This is a genomic window from Streptomyces sp. NBC_01549 (assembly GCF_026339955.1).
GTDB lineage: Bacteria > Actinomycetota > Actinomycetes > Streptomycetales > Streptomycetaceae > Streptomyces.
Map to the genome: position 1 here is coordinate 2,920,840 of NZ_JAPEPW010000001.1, position 15,239 is coordinate 2,936,078.

General features: G+C 69.9%; 13 protein-coding genes and 1 pseudogene. 5 read left to right on the forward strand and 9 right to left on the reverse strand.

Annotation, left to right across the window (positions count from 1 at the left end; genetic code table 11):
- Positions 1–27 precede the first annotated feature (27 nt).
- The 3 genes from OG819_RS12800 (at position 28) to OG819_RS12810 (ending at position 3,661) form a co-directional block, all read left to right on the forward strand.
- On the forward strand, positions 28–1,137 hold the full coding sequence (locus tag OG819_RS12800; RefSeq protein WP_266649476.1) for a potassium channel family protein: 1,110 nt from the start codon (positions 28–30) through the stop codon (positions 1,135–1,137).
- A 296-nt stretch (positions 1,138–1,433) separates the two neighbouring features.
- On the forward strand, positions 1,434–2,096 hold the full coding sequence (locus tag OG819_RS12805) for a hypothetical protein (RefSeq protein WP_266649477.1): 663 nt from the start codon (positions 1,434–1,436) through the stop codon (positions 2,094–2,096).
- A gap of 215 nt (positions 2,097–2,311) precedes the next feature.
- Entirely contained in the window at positions 2,312–3,661 is a 1,350-nt protein-coding gene (locus tag OG819_RS12810) for an ISL3 family transposase (protein WP_266647383.1), read from the forward strand.
- Positions 3,662–3,786: 125 nt separating this feature from the next.
- On the opposite strand, the gene OG819_RS12815 is transcribed toward OG819_RS12810, so the two are convergent.
- Positions 3,787–5,247: an IS1380 family transposase gene (locus OG819_RS12815; RefSeq protein ID WP_266648810.1), complete on the reverse strand. Its 1,461-nt coding sequence runs from the start codon at positions 5,245–5,247 to the stop codon at positions 3,787–3,789.
- A 119-nt stretch (positions 5,248–5,366) separates the two neighbouring features.
- Here OG819_RS12815 and OG819_RS12820 point away from each other — a divergent pair, with 119 nt between their 5' ends.
- Positions 5,367–5,912: a hypothetical protein gene (locus tag OG819_RS12820; RefSeq protein WP_266649478.1), complete on the forward strand. Its 546-nt coding sequence runs from the start codon at positions 5,367–5,369 to the stop codon at positions 5,910–5,912.
- Positions 5,913–6,036: 124 nt separating this feature from the next.
- On the opposite strand, the pseudogene OG819_RS12825 reads toward OG819_RS12820, so the two are convergent.
- From OG819_RS12825 to pdhA, 6 genes and pseudogenes are all read right to left on the reverse strand, one after another.
- Positions 6,037–6,447 (reverse strand): annotated as a pseudogene (locus tag OG819_RS12825) (potassium channel family protein); the annotation flags it as partial.
- A 50-nt stretch (positions 6,448–6,497) separates the two neighbouring features.
- Positions 6,498–7,886, reverse strand: coding sequence for a molybdopterin molybdotransferase MoeA (locus OG819_RS12830; protein ID WP_266649479.1), 1,389 nt, complete (start codon positions 7,884–7,886; stop codon positions 6,498–6,500).
- Positions 7,883–8,800 (reverse strand): NTP transferase domain-containing protein, encoded by a 918-nt coding sequence (locus OG819_RS12835; protein WP_266626548.1) that lies wholly within the window; start codon positions 8,798–8,800, stop codon positions 7,883–7,885. The genes OG819_RS12830 and OG819_RS12835 overlap by 4 nt, the downstream gene beginning before the upstream one ends.
- Positions 8,801–8,825: 25 nt before the next feature.
- A complete protein-coding gene (locus OG819_RS12840) occupies positions 8,826–10,217 on the reverse strand; it encodes a dihydrolipoamide acetyltransferase family protein (protein ID WP_266649480.1) in 1,392 nt (463 codons plus the stop codon).
- On the reverse strand, positions 10,217–11,221 hold the full coding sequence (locus OG819_RS12845; RefSeq protein ID WP_266432475.1) for an alpha-ketoacid dehydrogenase subunit beta: 1,005 nt from the start codon (positions 11,219–11,221) through the stop codon (positions 10,217–10,219). The genes OG819_RS12840 and OG819_RS12845 overlap by 1 nt, the downstream gene beginning before the upstream one ends.
- On the reverse strand, positions 11,218–12,360 hold the full coding sequence (gene pdhA / locus OG819_RS12850) for a pyruvate dehydrogenase (acetyl-transferring) E1 component subunit alpha (RefSeq protein WP_266583959.1): 1,143 nt from the start codon (positions 12,358–12,360) through the stop codon (positions 11,218–11,220). The genes OG819_RS12845 and pdhA overlap by 4 nt, the downstream gene beginning before the upstream one ends.
- A 189-nt stretch (positions 12,361–12,549) precedes the next feature.
- Between pdhA and OG819_RS12855 the strand changes: the two genes are divergently transcribed.
- On the forward strand, positions 12,550–13,035 hold the full coding sequence (locus OG819_RS12855) for an Lrp/AsnC family transcriptional regulator (RefSeq protein WP_266434026.1): 486 nt from the start codon (positions 12,550–12,552) through the stop codon (positions 13,033–13,035).
- A 28-nt stretch (positions 13,036–13,063) separates the two neighbouring features.
- Here OG819_RS12855 and OG819_RS12860 read toward each other — a convergent pair whose 3' ends face one another.
- Both OG819_RS12860 and OG819_RS12865 read right to left on the reverse strand, forming a co-directional pair.
- Positions 13,064–13,654: a TetR/AcrR family transcriptional regulator gene (locus OG819_RS12860; RefSeq protein WP_266432479.1), complete on the reverse strand. Its 591-nt coding sequence runs from the start codon at positions 13,652–13,654 to the stop codon at positions 13,064–13,066.
- The gene (locus OG819_RS12865; RefSeq protein WP_266626541.1) at positions 13,651–15,165 is read right to left on the reverse strand and encodes a 3-hydroxyacyl-CoA dehydrogenase; all 1,515 of its coding nucleotides are present in this window, start codon (positions 15,163–15,165) and stop codon (positions 13,651–13,653) included. Before OG819_RS12865 ends, OG819_RS12860 begins: the two co-directional genes overlap by 4 nt.
- Between the last annotated feature and the right edge of the window lie 74 nt (positions 15,166–15,239).

Consider the following 15,239-nt stretch of genomic DNA (forward strand, 5'->3'; position numbering starts at 1 on the left):
CTGGATCACCGTCGCAGGGGGCAAGCGATGAACGACGCGAAGCGACCACCCTCCAAGATCGCGGGGTTCTCGATTCTCCGGTCTCTCTGGTACCGGTCGCGGGCCGAGGCCATAGACGATGCCGAGGCCGGACGTTCAATCACCATGCCCATCGAGAGCAGCATGCCGCCTCTCCAGCAGGTTCTACGGCGCTTGGCCATGGCCCTGTTGGTGCTAGCCGTCACTACGTTTCTCGTCTGGTTCGACCGTGACGGTTACAACGACAACTCCGACGGCAGCGTCGACTTCATCGATGCCGCGTACTACGCGACCGTCACCCTCTCGACCACCGGATACGGCGACATCACCCCGGTCAGCGACGCCGCCCGACTCACCAACATCTTCGTCATCACGCCGCTGCGCGTGCCGTTCCTGATCATCCTGGTCGGCACCACACTCGAAGTGCTCACCGAGCGCACCCGCCAACAGGTGCGTGTGCATCGTTGGCGCTCCCGTATGCGGGATCACGTGGTCGTCGTCGGCTACGGGACCAAAGGCCGGCAGGCCATCGAGACGCTTCTTGGGCAAGGCACCCGCAAGGACGAGATCGTTGTTGTCGACCCGCAGCGGCAAACCGTGGAGGCTGCCAGCAGCGACGGGCTGGTGTCTGTACTCGGAGATGCCACCCGCTCAGACACCCTTCGAAAGGCCGAGTTGCAGAGTGCTGCCCATGTGATCGTTGCCCCTCAGCGCGACGACACCGCAGCATTGGTCACCCTGACCGCGCGCCAGCTCAACAAGCGCGCAACCATCGTCGCCGCAGTGCGGGAAGACGAGAACGTACCGCTGTTGAGGCAGAGCGGCGCCGACACAGTCGTTACCAGCTCCAGCTCTGCGGGACGCCTCCTCGGTTTGTCTATGGCCAGCCCTCATGCCGCAGACGCTCTGGAAGATCTGATGACCTACGGGAGTGGACTGGACCTCGTGGAGCGTCCAGTAACCAACGACGAGGTTGGTCGGTCTCCTCGGGAGTGCCCGGATCTCGTTGTGGCCGTCGTACGAGGGAAGGCAGTCTTTGACTACACCGAGCCGCAGACCGCAAGCCTCCAAGCCGGAGACCACGTGATCTCGATCAGGCAGGCAGTGTCCAACAGCTGATTCAGCGGTCCCTTCTCTGCATAAACCAGCCTCGATTCATAATTCGGAAGTGACAATTCCACCTCAGATAAACCTCAATTATTCGGCGGATCATAACAGTCAGATCCTACCTTGTTCGGTCACTCCCCTAAAGCCCGAGTCAAGGATTGATCATTACTCAACTCTTGTCATGGGCGCGTTCAGTATTCGCGGAATAAGTTGTGACCTACCGGCGCGAAGTCGCGTCGGTGCTTGAATTAGGGGGATTTATCGTGAAGCTCAATCGGCACGCATGGCACCGAGTGACCAAGGTGGCCATGGGTGCTTCTGTGGCGGTACTGCTGTTCAGCGCGACCGGGACATCGGCAGCATTTGCCGATGACGGGGACCCGACGGGGGATTCGACAACGGTCCACACGGACCCGCAGGCCGACCCCGCGGAGACTGATCTAGTAGAACTGACCCCCAGCCAGGTCGACGCTGACCCCGATATACCTGGCGCCAACTCCGACGGCACCGGGGCGGGCATGAACCACCCGGGCTCCGAGCTCTGTGACGATATCAACGTCTACACGCCAATCAACAAGGGCGGCTACCACGTCAAGGGCGTCGGCGCCACCAACGTGAATTCGAACGGCACAAACCACGCGATAACGTCAACATTCACGGCCAAGGTCACCGGTACTGTGGGGATCGCCATCTCGGGCGACCTTAAGACCACCGCTAAGTTCCTGATCGCCAAGATTGAAGCGAAATACAACGTCACCCTCTCGGCATCAATGACAGCGAAGCTCGGCAACACTGTCCAGACGTCGACGTCCGCCCATAAATCCAGCCACGCAACGTACGGGGTGTACAGGCTCCGAAACCAGGGGACGAGCTACCACGTGTACAGCAGCTGCCATACAACTCCGAAGAAGACGGTCACCAGCTACACCCCTCACCACGTCGGCTGGTACATCTGGGAGACCAAGATCTAACCTCGATTCTTCCGAGGGCTGGCGGCGGCAGTGTGAGCGGCTGACTGCCTGATATGTCGGGTCTTCGAATTTAGTGGGGGTGCGGCGGTGACGGCCTGACGTTCAGTCACCGAGCGTGATGGGCCTGGGGTGTGGGTGGCCTGGACGCAAGGAGCCCGCGGGTCTTCGTGATCATGGTTGTTGTCTAGGCAACCGATCATGAAGAACCCACGGGCTTGAGCATCGACGATACCGGGACCAACGAGGCTGCGACGCGACTGCTTGGGCTGGAGGGGGTGAGTGTGACGCAGGTCAAGGACGACAAGGCAGGCGGATCGACGGTATACGTCGTGACGAACGAGGAGTCCGCGAGGGCCTGCCCCTCGTGCGGGGTTTTCTCCACCCGGCTGAAGGACTACCGCACCACCGCCCCCAGACACCTGTCCTGCGGCGGGCGCCCGGTGAGTATCCGGTGGCGCAAGGCACGCTGGCACTGCACCGAACTCGACTGCGACCGCCGCTCGTTCACCGAGTCCATAGGCCAGGTACCCGCGCGGATGCGTACGACCGGGGCGCTTCGGCGGGCGGCCGGGGCCGCGGTGTGTGACGGCGGGCGATCGGTGGTGCAGGCCGGCCGGGATCTGGGCCTGTCCTGGCCGATCGTGCAGCACTGCTTCGAGGACTACGCCGCGAAGGTCCTGCCCGAGGAGCCGCCGGTGACCGAGGCGATCGGGATCGACGAGACCCGGCGGGGTAAGCCGGTGTGGGAGCAGAACCCGGACACGGAGAAGTGGGAGCTGGTCGCGGACGCCTGGCACATCGGCTTCGTCGACGCGATCGGCGGGCGCGGCCTGTTCGGCCAGGTCGAGGGCCGCAACTCCGCCTCCGTCGCCGACTGGCTGACGGCCCGGCCCGCCGCCTGGCGCGAGCAGGTCCGCTACGTCGCCATCGACCTGTGCTCCACCTTCCGCGCCGCCGTCCACCGTGCCCTGCCGCACGCGGCGGTGGTCGTGGACTGCTTCCACATCGTGCAACTCGCCCAGCGCCACCTCGCCGACCTGCGCCGACGCCTCACCTGGAAACAGCACGGCCGCCGGGCCCGCAAGGGCGACAGCATCTACAGCGTCCGCAAGCTCCTGCGCCGCAACAAGGAAGACCTCACCGACGAACAACGCGAGCTCCTCAAGACCGAGTTGGAGTACATGGGGACCTACGGCCGACAGATCTATGCGGCCTGGCAGGGCAAGGAACTCCTGCGCGACCTCCTGGGCCTGACCGTCACCCGCAGGCACGTCACCCCCGACCACTCCGCGATCTCCACCGCCCGCCACCGCTTCTTCGCCCACGTCGCCGACCACGCTCACCTGCCCGAACTCGTCACCCTCGCCGAGACCATCGAGCAGTGGTGGGACGGCATCGAGACCTACCTGACCACCGGGATCACCAACGCCGCCTCGGAGGGCAACAACCGCCTCATCAAGCTCGAAGCGCGTAACGCCTTCGGCTTCCGCAACCGAGCGAACCAACGCCTCCGCTCACGCTGCGCAACCACCCGGCGAAGCCGACGGGAGGCACACCCCCACTAAATTCGAAGACCCGATATGTCCCGTGCCGTGTCGGGACTGGCCGTCGCGTGACGCTGCGGGGCGTCGGGTTCCACGGGCCCGAGGGTGGTGCGGTCCTCTCGTTGTTGTCGGGTGGTGGCCGGCCGTCAGGTGAGGGCCGGAAGCTGGTGAGCGCGCTGCCAGGCGGTGGCGAACGCTGCCCCCCAGGGCCAGGTGCGGTCGAGGTGCAGGGTGCGCCGGCGGGCGTGGGAGGTGAGCCGGGCGGGCAGGTGGTACAGCTTCCTGCGGATCGTCTCCGGTTCGGCGGCGGCGAGTGCGGGCTCGTCGTGCAGGAGGAGGAGCCGGGTCCAGGCGTCGAGGTCGGCGGCGAGCGTGGCGGCCAGCACCCAGGCCATGTTGAGCTGCCAGGACTTCGAGGGCAGCAGCCCGAGGCCGACCCGCTTGATCGCTTTGACACGGTCCTCGACCTCGGCGTGATCACGGTAGAGGGCGTCGACGAACCACACCTGCCCGGAGCCCGGGGCCCCGGAGAGCCCTTGGCGGGCGGGGATGTTCGTGGCGACGATCTGGTAGCGCCAGCCGGTGCGCTTCTCGAACGCGGTCAGCTTCTTCGTATCCCGCCGCGAGGGCTTGACCCGGCGCACGATCAGCCGCATCCCGGCCGGCCAGCCGGTCAGGTCACGGACCCCGGTCAGCTCGGCGACCTGGTAGGACACCCATTCCCCATCGGGTCCCTTGATCTCGTGGAGTTGGCCGTCCTGCCGCAGTGCGGCCGTCCACACGTTCTCGGGCAGCAGCGCGATGGCCCGCTCGTCCGTGGCGTTGATGGCCCAGCCGGTCACCCAGCGCACCCGGCGCCGGCTGGTGGTCAGACTCTGGAGATGGTCCAGGACCTCGTGGCTGAAGGCCGCGCCGTCGATCCGCACCAGCAGCTTCGACCACAGCGGGAGCGGGAGCTGCCGAAACGCCGAGGCCAGGACGCTCTTGTGGTCGGCGACATCGTTCGGTGGCGCGTTGCCGGGCCGCAGCAGCATGGCGACGCACTCACGGGTGTTGGCCACCCACGCCCCCAGCGGCATGTGACCGAAGGTCCCCTTGAAGGTGCCCGCCGCGCCTTCCTTGCGGCTGGTGCAGGTCACGATGGTCGCATCCAGGTCCAGGACGTACCAGCCGGTCAGCTCCCGGCCGCACACCGAGATCCAGGGGAAACCGCCGGGCCGCAGGGCGAGCAGCGTCCACACCACGCGGCGTATCGCGGCACGGGCGCGTTCCACCCTGGCCGCGACCGGGGCGTCGATCGCGGCCAGGGCGCGGCGCAGGGTGCTGTCCGAAACCGGGCGCGGGAACACCGCACGCCAGTGGTACTGGAGTTGCTCGGCCTCCAGGACGTTCGTCGCGCCGAGCACGATCGCACAGGCCAGCTGGACCAGCGCCATGCCCCGGTCCCGCCAGCCCGGCCCGGTGCCCTTCGGCAACGCCGCACTCAGCGCGGCGGCCAGGCCGACGCGGTCGGCGACCTTCCGCAGCAGCACCACGCCCGCGTGGCCGATCAGGTTCTTGCCGTCGGCCCGCACGGCAAGCCGGTGATCCCATTCGGTAACCTGCACCTGTTGGGTGCCTCTTCTCCGCGACGTTCTTGATCTCAGCAGTCAGATCATCGCAGGTGGGAGGCACCCTTCTTCTGCCGGGACGTCAGATCACTTTCATAGCTGAATACATGAGGCTAATGACCTTCTCCAGCCGGACCGGCCGCCTGGCATGCGTCGCTGTGCTCTCCGCTACCGCAGTTGCAGGGTGCACGAACAGCCACACCACCGCGTCCGGACAGGGCAAGTCGAGCGAACCCGCTCACAGCAGCACCCCAACGACGCCGGAGACCACGCAGCCAGCCACTGTCCCAGCAGACACGGTGTCCAAAGCCCCGAATCTCGCTCAGGACGACATCAAGGCCGTGGCGTCCGCCGCCTCCGTCACAGGCAGCGCCGCATATCCTCTCAAGGGCGGAGTTCTAGCGGGTAAAACCCTTGCTACCGCAGTGAACTGCGAAGGCAAGGGAACCCTGACGGTGACCCTGAAGCCGACAGGCATCAGCTCCCCGCTGCAATGTGAGGACGGGAAAGTCAGTCCCACCTTCAACGAGGTCGCACTGTCCCAGGGACACAAGAGTGCATACCTCCAGTTCACCGTCTCCTCGATGGCCATCAAGTGGTCATTCGCGGCAGGCTGGGACCCGCACCCTCCAAAACACGAGGATGCCGACGGCGCGGCGTGAAAACTCGTAGCGACGGGCGAACCCAGTAGCGGAACACTGGTGCCGGTTTCGCCAACAGGAGCCGTCAGCCTCGCAAGGGCCGGCGGCTCCTCCTCGTTGTGGTACCTCTGGCAAACCGTTGACTCCAGCGGTTGAGTCGCCACTCCTCGCGGGTGCGTTCCGTGAGGACCTCGAGCGTGGTGCCGACCAGGATGATCAGAAACAGCACACACAGCGGCGTGATGACGAAGATGTTGGTGAGCCGGGCGGCGTCACTGACCGGGGTGATGTCGCCGTATCCGGTGGTCGAGAGGGTGACGGTCGCGTAGTAGAGGGAGTCGAGGAAGTCGACGCCGTCACCCGCGTTGTCGTCGTAGCCATCGCGGTCGACCCAGACGATGAAGGCCGTCGCGGCGAGCACGAACAGGGCTATCGCCAGGCGTTTGGCGACCTGACGGATGGGGCGTTCCACCACTTTTCTGGGCAGTATCACCCGATGGGTCACGAGATGCTCGTCCGCTTGGCGCGCGATCGCATCATGGCCCGGCAGTTTCACGTGAAACACTCCCGATCCGGCTCACCGTCCGGTTCAGGCCCCCACTCATGTCAGGCATTCCCCATACCGGCCAACGCCCAGGGCAGATCGAGGAGTTCCAGCTCCTGCCCCGGACGGGCACCGCCGGGCGGTACGACCGCGAGGGCGTCGGACGCCGCGATGCCCCGCAGCATGGCCGGACCGTTGTAGTGCAGGGGAACGGCCTGGTCGGCACGGACCACGACAGGGACGAGCCGAGTGTCGTACGGGTGCCCGTGGACCGCGTCCCTGAGGGGCAGCGTGTACGGCTCCGGGGCCGCGCGACCTGCCAGGATGCGCAGGAGGGGCTCGGCGAGCGTCAGCAGGCCGGAGACGGCCGCCAAGGGGTTGCCGGGCAGGCCGACGAGGTGCTGGTTCTCCTTCGTGCGGGCCAGGAGCATGGGGTGGCCCGGGCGGACCTTGACGCCGTCCACGAGGAGTTGGGCGCCGATGCGGCTCAGCGTGGGGTGGACATGGTCGACGGGGCCCGAGGCGGTGCCCCCGGTCGTGACGATCAGGTCGGCGTCCGAGCGGGTGATCGCCTTGTGCAGGGCCTTGGCGTCGTCGCCCAGCCTGCGCACCGCGAGGACCTCGGCGCCGAGCGCGCGCAGCCAGGGCGGCAGCATCGGGCCGAGCGCGTCCCGGATCAGGCCCTCCTGAGGAAGCCCCTCGGTGAGCAATTCGTCACCGAGGACGAAGACTTCGACACGGGGGCGGGGGATCACGGCGAGGGTGTCGTATCCGGCGGCCGCGGCGAGGCCCAGCACGGCGGGGGTGGCCAGGGCGCCGACTGGCAGGAGCTGGTCGCCGCTGCGGCACTCCTGGCCACGCGGCCGGATGTCCTGCCCGTGTACGGCCTCCCGGATGGCGTGCAGCCGCCCCTGGCCGTCGAGGCGGCCGTGCTCACTGCGCAGTACGGCCGTGGCGTCCCGCGGGATGCGCGCGCCGGTGGCGATACGCACCGCCTCGCCGTCGATGAGTGGCTCCGGCCTCGCGTGGCCGGCGAGTACGTGCTCCTCGCGGAGGTCCCAGGGTCCGGGTCCGGCGACCGCCCAGCCGTCCATCGCGGAGGTGTCGAAGGAGGGAAGGTCGGTGAGCGCGGAGAGCGGGGCGGCGAGGACCAGGCCGAGGGCCGCGTCCAGGGACACGGAGACGGGGGCGCGCCGCGGGACGGATCGGGCGGCCCGCTCGGCGGTCGTACGGGCCTGCGACCAGGGGCTTGCCTTGTGCCCGTCGCCCTCGGCGCTGTCGGGGGCGTGGGTGCGGCTCTCGCCCTCCGAGGTGGGCGCGGGGACGGCGGGGGTGCCGTGGCCGCGCCCGGGGTCGGCCGCGCCTCGGGGGTCCTTGACCAAGGCCAGGGCCTCCTCCATGTCGAGGTCGTCGGCGTCCTGGCCGAGGGGTCGGGCACGGGGCGCGTTCATCCGGCGTCGGGGGTCGGCTCGGCGTCGGGGGTGTCCTCGTCCGCCCAGCGGAGCGCGAGCGCCGCGGCCTTGCGGGACGCCTCCGCGACGGCCTCGGGGCCTCCCCCGGCCAGCGCGGCGGCGTACCCCACGAGGAACGTGGTCAGCGGCGCCGCGGGCCGGGCCACCCCGTGCGCGGCATCACGGGCCAGGTCGAGCAGGACGCCGGTGTCGACGTCCAGGTCGATGCCCAGCTCGTCCTTGACTGCGGAAATCCATTCATCCAACACGTTCCCATGCTCCCTGATACGGGCCCGGGCGGCGGCGATGTCGTCCCAGGTGTCGCAGTCGAAGGACGCGACGGGGTCGGAGATGCGGGTGAGGTCGAGCGCGGCGGTGAGCCGCCGCAGCGGCAGCCCGGTGACTTCGCCGTGCGCGGCGGCGAGCGCGGCCAGCTCCCGGCGCAGGGCGTCCGCACGGTAGGCGGCGACGAGTGGCTGGTCACGGCCGTCGGGGTCGGTGAGCAGCACGCCGTCGGGTTTCGCCGGGCCCTCGGGGGCGTTGCCCGTCCGCAGGGCGTCCAGCAGACGCCATACCGTCGCCTGGTCCAGGAACGGCAGGTCGGCGGAGAGCACCACGACGTGTTCCAACGAGGTGTGCCGCAGACCGGCGTCGAGTGCGGCGAGCGGTCCCCCGCCGGGCGGGTCCTCGCGCGCCCACCGCACGGGGTGCGCGGTCTCTCTGGGCTCGGCGACGACGACCGTGGTGGTGGCGGTGGCGCAGGCGGTGAGCACCCGGTCGAGCAGCGGGCGCCCACCCACGCGCAGACCGGGCTTGTCCGCGCCGCCGAGCCTGCGGGCGGCGCCGCCCGCGAGGACGACGGCGTCGTACGGGGCGGCGGGGCCGGGGGTGCCCGGTGGCTCGTACGCGGTCATCCCCCGAGTATGCGTGCCGCCGCGATCACAGGGAACGCAGGAGCACCGCCGGCTGTTCGACGCAGTCCGCCACATGGCGCAGGAAGCCGCCCGCCGTGCCGCCGTCGCACACCCGGTGGTCGAAGGTGAGCGAGAGCTGGACGACCTGGCGCACGGCCAGTTCACCCTCGTACACCCAGGGCTTGGGGATGATCCGGCCGACGCCGAGCATGGCGGCCTCGGGGTGGTTGATGATCGGCGTGGAGCCGTCGACACCGAACACTCCGTAGTTGTTCAACGTGAAGGTGCCGCCCGTGAGTTCCGCGGGCGTCAGCGTGCCGGTGCGCGCGGCCTCGGTCAGCCGGGCGAACTCCGCGCTCAGCGATTCCGCGTCGCGTGTGTGGGCGTCCCGGACGACGGGGACGACGAGGCCGCGCTCGGTCTGTGCCGCGAAGCCCAGGTGGACCTGGTCGAGGCGGACGATCTCGCGGGCCTCCGTGTCGACCGTGGAGTTGAGCTCCGGGTAGCGGGCCAGTGCGGCGGTGCAGATACGGGCCAGCAGCGCGAGCAGGGAGATCTTGGGTCCGCCGGTGGCGTTCATCGCCCTGCGCGCGTGCAGGAGTTCCGTCGCGTCGGCGTCCACCCAGCAGGTCGCGTCGGGGATCTCGCGGCGACTGCGGGAGAGTTTGTCGGCGACCGTGCCGCGGATGCCGCGGAGGGGGATACGGGTGCCGGCCGTGGCGTGTGCGGGGGCCACGGGGGTGTGCGGGGTGAGTGGGGTCTCCGGTGCCCGGACCGGGGTGTGGGCCGAGCGCAACGCGTGTTCCACGTCCGACCGCAGGATCAGCCCTTCGGGGCCGGAGCCCACCAGGGTCCGCAGGTCCAGGCCGTTTTCCCGGGCGAGCCTGCGGACGAGCGGGGAGATCACCGGTACGGGTCCGTCGGCGCGTACCACCGTCGCGTTGTGGTCAGCGGCCGGCGTGTGCTCCCGCGCCGAGGAGCCCGGGGGGTTCCCGGCGGCGGGGTGGTGTGCGGGCCGGGTCCGCGTGTGGGCCCCGGGCGAAGGGGTCGCCCCGGGCAGAGTGGTCGCCCCGGCGGGCGGCCGTACCCTCCTGCGTCGCGCCGGTGGCGCCCCGGTGCCGTACCCCACCAGCACGTTGCCGGAGCCCTCGGTCTCGTCGACGGAGGATGACGGGCCGACCGCGACGGTCAACAGGGGGGAGCCCACGGGCAGTTCCGTGCCCTCCTCGCCGAAGCGTGCGGTGACCACGCCTCCGTAGGGGCAGGGGACCTCGACCATCGCCTTGGCCGTCTCGACCTCGACGACGGGCTGGTCGACGGCGACGACGTCGCCGACCTCCACCAGCCAGCGGACGATCTCCGCCTCGGTGAGGCCCTCACCGAGGTCGGGGAGCTTGAACTCGAGCACCTGGGCCATCAGCTGTCCGCCTCCCATTGCAGGCGCCCCACGGCGTCCAGGATCCGGTCGACGCCGGGCAGGTGGTGCCGCTCCAGCATCGGCGGCGGATACGGGATGTCGAACCCGGCGACGCGCAGCACCGGCGCCTCCAGATGGTGGAAGCAGCGCTCGGTGACACGGGCCGCGATCTCGCCGCCCGGGCCGCCGTAACCGCCGGCCTCGTGCACGACGACCGCGCGTCCGGTCCGTCGCACGGAGGCGGCGACGGTCTCGTCGTCGAAGGGCACGAGCGAGCGCAGGTCGACGACTTCGAGGTCCCAGCCCTCGGCGCGCGCCGCCTCGGCCGCCTCCAGGCAGACCGGCACGGACGGCCCGTACGTGATGAGCGTGGCGCTGCGGCCCGGGCGCCGCACCACCGCGCGGCCTATCGGCTCGACGGCCGACGGCTCGTCGGGGTTCCAGGAGTCCTTCGACCAGTACAGGCGCTTGGGCTCCAGGAAGACGACCGGGTCGTCGGAGGCGATGGCGGCGCGCAGCAGCCCGTAGGCGTCGGCGACGGTCGCGGGCGTGACGACATGGAGCCCGGGGGTCGCCATGTAGTACGCCTCGGAGGAGTCGCTGTGGTGCTCGACGCCGCCGATGCCGCCGCCGTACGGGACACGGATGGTGATCGGGAGCGGCATGGCGCCGCGGGTGCGGTTGCGCATCCGTGCCACGTGCGAGATCAGCTGTTCGAACGCGGGGTAGGCGAACGCGTCGAACTGCATCTCCACGACCGGCCTGAGCCCGTACATGGCCATGCCGACGGCCGTCCCCAGGATGCCCGCCTCGGCGAGCGGGGTGTCCGTGCAGCGGTCCTCGCCGAACTCCTTGGCGAGTCCGTCGGTGACACGGAAGACGCCGCCCAGGGTGCCGACGTCCTCGCCCATGACGTGGACGGTCGGGTCGGCGGCCATGGCGTCGCGGAGCCCGCGCGTGAGGGCCTGCGCCATGGTGGCGGGTTTGAGCGCGACAGTGGTCATCCGGCCATCCCCTCCGACTCGGCCGCGGCCGCGAGTTCGGCGCGCAACTGCGCCTCCTGCTCGCGCAGTTGTGGTGTGGGCTCGGCGTACACGTGGGCGAAGAGGTCCATGGGGTCGAGCACCGGGTCCTGGTTCATGCGGGCGCGCAGGTCGGCGGCCATGGTCTCGGCGGCCTCGCGGGCCTCCCGTATGCCGTCGTCGTCGAGCAGGCCGCGCTCGGTCAACTCGTGCTCCAGGAGGGCGATCGGGTCGTGCGCCCGCCAGGTCTCGACCTCGGAGTCGCCGCGGTAGCGGGTGGCGTCGTCGGCGTTCGTGTGGGCTTCCATGCGGTACGTCACGGCCTCGACCAGCGTCGGGCCGCCTCCCGCGCGCGCGTGGCGCACGGCGTCGCTCAGGACCTCGTGCACGGCCGCCGCGTCGTTGCCGTCGACCAGTCGGCCGGGCATGCCGTAGCCGACGGCCTTGTGGGCCAGGGAGGGGGCGGCGGTCTGCTTGGCGAGCGGGACGGAGATGGCGAAGCCGTTGTTCTGGACGAGGAAGACGACCGGGGCCTGCCAGACCGCCGCGAAGTTCAGCGCCTCGTGGAAGTCGCCCTCGCTGGTGCCGCCGTCGCCGACCAGGGCGAGCGCGACCACGTCGTCGCCCTTGAGGCGGGCGGCGTGCGCGAGGCCCACGGCGTGCGGGAGCTGGGTGGCGAGGGGCGTGCACAGGGGTGCGATGCGGTGCTCGTGGGGGTCGTAGCCGGTGTGCCAGTCGCCGCGCAGGAGGGTGAGGGCCTGGACGGGGTCGAGGCCGCGGGCGACGGCGGCGAGAGTGTCGCGGTAGCTCGGGAAGAGCCAGTCGCGCTCCTCCAGGACGAGTGCGGCGGCGACCTCGCAGGCCTCCTGGCCTGTGCTGGAGGGGTAGACGGCGAGACGGCCCTGCTTGGTGAGGGCGGTGGCCTGCGCGTTGTAGCGACGGCCGCGCACCAGCTCCGCGTACAGGCGGCGCAGCAGGGCGGGGTCGACCTGCGCGGCGGCTTCGGTGCCGAGGACGCGGTGGGGCAGCGCGTCGGGCAGCAGCGGCGCGGGGTCGGTGCGGGGCTGCCAAGCGGGCGGCGGCGTGGGCCGGTAAGCGCCTCGCTGCTCCATGACCGTCATGACGGCACCTCCTCGTGGGAGCGGCTTTGGGCGCTGCACGGGTGTGAGGCGCCTCACCTACCGATTGTTCGGTCGTCGGCGCATTTTGGCTACAGGCACCGCCAGGCTGTGGACAAACGGTTCTCCACAGCCTGAGATGGACGCAGTACGTCCATGGTAGGGAGGCGGGGGGACATGGCACCTGAACAAATGGCCGAGCCGTCGGAGGCCGGCCCCGTCCCGCCGCCCGCCCGTCCGCTCGACGCCATCGATCAGGACATCCTGCAGATGCTCCAGGCGGACGGCCGCGCGTCGATACGCTCCGTGGCCGAACGGGTCCATGTGTCCCGCGCCAACGCCTACTCGCGGATCAACCGGCTCATCGACGACGGTGTGATCCGCGGCTTCGGGGCGCGCGTCGACCACGAACGCGCCGGGCAGGGCACCTCCGCGTACATCACCCTCAAGATCGTGCAGAACTCCTGGCGCACGGTCCGTGAGCAGCTCAGGGTGCTGCCCGGCGCCTCCCACATCGCCCTGGTGGGCGGCGACTTCGACGTCCTGCTCCTGGTGCACACCCCCGACAACAGAGCCCTCCGCGAACTGGTCCTCACCCGCCTCCAGGCCATTCCGGAGGTCCTCAGCACCCGAACACTCCTGGTCTTCGAGGAGGAGGACCTGGAACCGGAAGGGTGACCTCCGTTTCCAAAGCGGGCCCCGGGCCTCACGCCTCGTTCCGGAGGCCTCCGAAGACCAGCTGCGCCACCGCGTCGGCGACCTCGCGTTCGCCCATGCCGCGGCTGTCGGGGCGGTACCACTCGACGATCGAGTTGATCATTCCGAAGACCAGGCGGGTCGCGAGACGGACCTCCACGTCGCCGCGGACGTCCCCGTCGGCGGCCGCGGCCTTCAGGAGCTCGGCCACCTGGTGGTCGAACTCGCGGCGCCGCTCCAGGGCCCACCGCTCGGTGTGCGTGTTGCCGCGCACGCGCAGCAGCAGGGTCACGTACGGCAGTTCCGAGGTGAGCACCTCGACCATGCGCCGTACGACGTACTCCAGGCGCTCCACGGCACGCCCCACGCGCGCGTGCTCCTCGTCGAGGATGCCGAAGAGGCCGTCCAGCGCCCGGCTGACGGCGCGGCGCAGCAGCTCCTCCTTGCCCGTGACGTGGTGGTATATCGAGGACTTGGAGATGCCGGCCGCCTTGGAGAGGTGCTCCATGGAGGTGCCGTCGTAGCCGCGTTCGTTGAAGACCTGGACGGCGACGGAGAGCAGGCTCTCGGGGGTGTACGTGTCGCGCTTGGCGGTGGTCATGAGGTTCCCTCGCGCTTCTCGGTGGCGTACGCGTGGCGGTAGAGCGCGAGAGAGGGCGCGTAGCGCCCGGAGGGATCGCGCTGGTGCAGGTCGTCCAGGAGGGAGCAGGCCCAGCTCCGGCCCAGCCTGCGGCTCCATTCGAAGGGGCCCAGGGGGTAGTTGACCCCGAGCCGCATCGCGGTGTCGATGTCCTCCTCGGTGGCGACACCCTTGGCGACGGCGTCGTGCGCCAGGTCGACGATCCGGGCCACGGTCCGGGCGACGATCATGCCGGGAGCGTCACCGATGACGCTGACGGCCTTGCCCAGCGCCTGGAAGAGGCCGACGGCCTCGGAGAGCGTCTGGGGAGCGGTGTCCTGGGAGGCCGACAGCGCGATCCGGGTGGCCCGGCGGTAGTCGAGCGCCAGGTCGAAGTAGACGACGTCGCGGAACTCGACCGAGGTCTGGCCGTCGGCGAGGACCAGCTGCCCGCCGCTGGGCAGCACCAGGCGGGTCCCGTGGTCCTCCTCGTCCTCACGGACCTGGATGCCCGCCTCACGGATCAGCGTGAGCAGTTCGGAGGCCGGACCCAGATCGCCCTCGGCGACGACGTACGCGGGCGGCTGCGCCTGTTCCGCGGTGTGCGGCTCGGGGCGCTCGGCGTCGGCCCCGTGGTCGTACCAGCCGTGCCCGGTCTTGCGGCCGAGGCGGCCGGACTCGACGAGCCGCCGCTGGGCGAGCGAGGGCGTGAAGCGCACGTCCTGGAAGAAGGACTGCCACACGGAGTGGGTCACGGACTCGTTGACGTCCTGGCCGATCAGGTCGGTCAGCTCGAAGGCCCCCATCCGGAAACCGCCGGACTCGCGCAGAACGGCATCGATCGTCGCGGGGTCGGCGGCCTGCGCCTCGTACACCGCGAAGGCCTCGGCATAGAAGGGCCGGGCGATGCGGTTGACGATGAATCCGGGGGTGTCGGCGCAGGCGACCGGCGTCTTTCCCCAGGCGCGTGCCGTCTCGTACGCGCGCGTGGCCGACGAGAAGTCGCTCGCGTACCCGGAGACGACCTCCACGAGCGGCAGCAGCGGCGCGGGGTTGAAGAAGTGCAGTCCGACCAGGCGGCCGGGGTTGCGCAGGGCGCCGCCGATAGCCGTGACGGACAGGGACGACGTGTTGGTGGCGAGCAGACAGTCGTGCTCGACGATGTCCTCGAGCTCGCGGAACAGCTGCTGTTTCACCTCGAGTCGTTCGAGCACCGCCTCGACGACGAGCGCGCAGTCCGCCAGCTCGGCAAGGTTGTGCGCGGGGTGCAGCCGGGCACGTGCCGCGTCCCGGTCGGCGGCGGCGAGCCGGTCCTTCTCGACGAGCCGGTCGAGACGCGCGCCGATCGCTTCGGCCGCCGCGTCGGCACGCCCGGGAACGGTGTCGTAGAGCCGCACGGGGTGGCCCGCGACCAGCGCGACCTGGGCGATGCCCTGGCCCATGGTGCCGGTGCCGACGACGGCCACGGGGCTGTTGAGGTCGAGTGCTGTCATGTGCGCGATCCTCCCGCACGGGGTTTTCCACAGATGCGGCGGTCCCCCTTGTCCCGACCGATCGTTCGGTTACT